Source organism: Empedobacter sp. UBA7620 (assembly GCF_002484185.1).
In the GTDB taxonomy this organism is placed as follows: Bacteria; Bacteroidota; Bacteroidia; order Flavobacteriales; family Weeksellaceae; genus Empedobacter; species Empedobacter falsenii_C.
The window spans coordinates 2,544-4,071 of sequence record NZ_DLJI01000011.1; the positions used below are offsets into that span (position 1 = coordinate 2,544).

A 1,528-nucleotide genomic window follows, 5' to 3' on the forward strand; every position below is an offset into this window, starting at 1 on the left:
TCAGATGATTATTGCGCCTTTAGTTTTCTCAACTTTAGTAGTTGGTATTGCTAAAATGGGTGATATGAAAATGGTTGGACGAGTTGGTGGACGTGCAATGGGGTGGTTTATCACAGCTTCTCTTACTTCTTTGGTGATTGGTGCTATTGTTATCAATGTAATGAAACCTGGAGAAGGATTGAACATTGAGATCGATTCAAGTTCTGCTCAAGATTTATTAAAAGGTCAAGCTTCGCTTACATTAGAGCATTTCATTACACATATGATTCCTAAATCTGTTTTTGAATCATTTGCAACAAATGAAATCTTACAAATCGTTGTTTTCTCTATTTTCTTTGGTGTCGCGATGGCAGCTTACGGAAAAGAAGGAGAAATGATTACGAAAGCGTTAGACAAAATTTCGCATATCGTCTTAATCATGGTTGGATATATAATGTGGACTGCGCCATTAGGAGTTTTAGGAACTATTTCTGCTGCTATTGCAACGTACGGATTCGGTATATTCTTACTTTATGTTAAATATTTAATTGCATTTGTAATTGGTATTTTGCTTCTTTGGGCTGTTTTAATTTTGGTTGGATATTTCATCTTAGGAAAACGAGTAATCGACTTATTAAGACACATCAAAGCACCTTTACTAATTGCTTTCTCTACAACTTCATCAGAAGCTGTATTCCCAAAATTAGTTGAAGAATTAGAAAAATTTGGAGCTCAAAAGAAAATTATTTCGTTTACTTTACCGCTTGGATACTCCTTCAATTTAGATGGATCAATGATGTACATGACGTTCGCATCGCTATTTATCGCGCAAGTTTATGGAATTCACATGCCAATCGAGAAACAAATTTTGATGTTATTAGTCTTAATGCTTACTTCAAAAGGTGTTGCAGGTGTACCAAGAGCTTCATTAATTGTAGTGGTTGCAACTTGTTCGATGTTTGGAATTCCACCAGAAGGAATCGCATTGATTTTACCAATCGACCATTTCTGTGATATGGCACGTTCGATGACGAATGTTCTTGGAAATGCTTTATCGACTGTTGCAGTTGATAAATGGGAAGGACACCTCGCAATTGAGCAAACATATACACACGATGATGATCATCACAAAGCTTAAATAAATTGCTTTTCAAAAATATAACAAGAAATGCGACCTAATAAAGGTCGCATTTCTTGTTATAATATCATTCGTTAACCGATTACAATTCGTTATATTTCGGAAATTTAGGATGAACAATTCGTTTCCATTCCGGATGCTTTTTGATGTAGGCATACACATAAGGACAATACGGAAACAAAGGATTTTTATGTACCTCCAAATAAAACAATGTTTTTTCTACCAAAGCAGCCGCAACGCCTCTTCCTCCTAATTCTTCAGGAACTTCGGTATGAATCAATTTAATGATATCATCTTCTTGTTTATAATCTATAAAAGCGATGTATCCATCAACATTCAACTCAAAGCGCGAAGTTGATTCATTTTTTAGAACCTGTAAAGGAATTAATTCTTCATTCATTTTATTTCTTT

The 1,528-nt window shown here is 34.7% G+C and carries 2 protein-coding genes; one reads left to right on the forward strand and one right to left on the reverse strand.

Going from position 1 to position 1,528, the window contains the following annotated elements; translation table 11 throughout:
- The coding region (locus tag B2217_RS01920) for a dicarboxylate/amino acid:cation symporter (protein WP_291122037.1) at positions 1–1,117 on the forward strand (1,117 nt) is incomplete at its 5' end.
- A gap of 82 nt (positions 1,118–1,199) precedes the next feature.
- Here B2217_RS01920 and B2217_RS01925 read toward each other — a convergent pair.
- Complete coding sequence (locus tag B2217_RS01925; RefSeq protein WP_180906361.1) at positions 1,200–1,517, reverse strand: GNAT family N-acetyltransferase; 318 nt, start codon at positions 1,515–1,517, stop codon at positions 1,200–1,202.
- Between the last annotated feature and the right edge of the window lie 11 nt (positions 1,518–1,528).